Origin of the sequence: Maribellus luteus (genome assembly GCF_003576475.1) — a bacterium.
GTDB classification, from domain to species: Bacteria; Bacteroidota; Bacteroidia; order Bacteroidales; family Prolixibacteraceae; genus Draconibacterium; species Draconibacterium luteum.
Map to the genome: position 1 here is coordinate 1 of NZ_QWGR01000191.1, position 569 is coordinate 569.

General features: G+C 47.3%; 1 protein-coding gene. It reads left to right on the forward strand.

The genetic code is table 11. From position 1 onward, the window contains the following. Window positions 1-569 (forward strand): hypothetical protein (locus tag D1614_RS25875; protein ID WP_162304627.1); only part of this gene is annotated, 569 nt, incomplete at both ends.

Sequence of the window (569 nt, forward strand, 5' to 3'; positions counted from 1 at the left end):
GACCAAACAGCTCCTTCCTTAACCGGAACACCATTCAGCGATCCTACCGAATACAATGCCTGCATGACAGATGCTCAAAGTACAGTCCCGGCATGGAGTGAAACCAATGCAATCGCGGGCTATTCCGATAATTGCGGACAGAGTGTTTCGGCATCGCTTGACAGCACTAAAACAACCGGGAATGACTGCGATTGGACCGTAACCTATTATTACACCGTATTCGATGAATGCAACAATCCGCTGGAAGAACAAACATACGAACACAACGGTAGCGACCAAACAGCTCCTTCCTTAACCGGAACACCATTCAGCGATCCTACCGAATACAATGCCTGCATGACAGATGCTCAAAGTACAGTCCCGGCATGGAGTGAAACCAATGCAATCGCAGGATATTCCGATAATTGCGGTCAGGATGTTTCAGCATCACTTGACAGTACTAAAACAACCGGGAATGATTGCGACTGGACCGTAACCTATTATTACACCGTGTTCGATGAATGCAACAATCCGCTGGAAGAACAAACATACGAACACAACGGTAGCGACCAAACAGCTCCTTCCTTAAC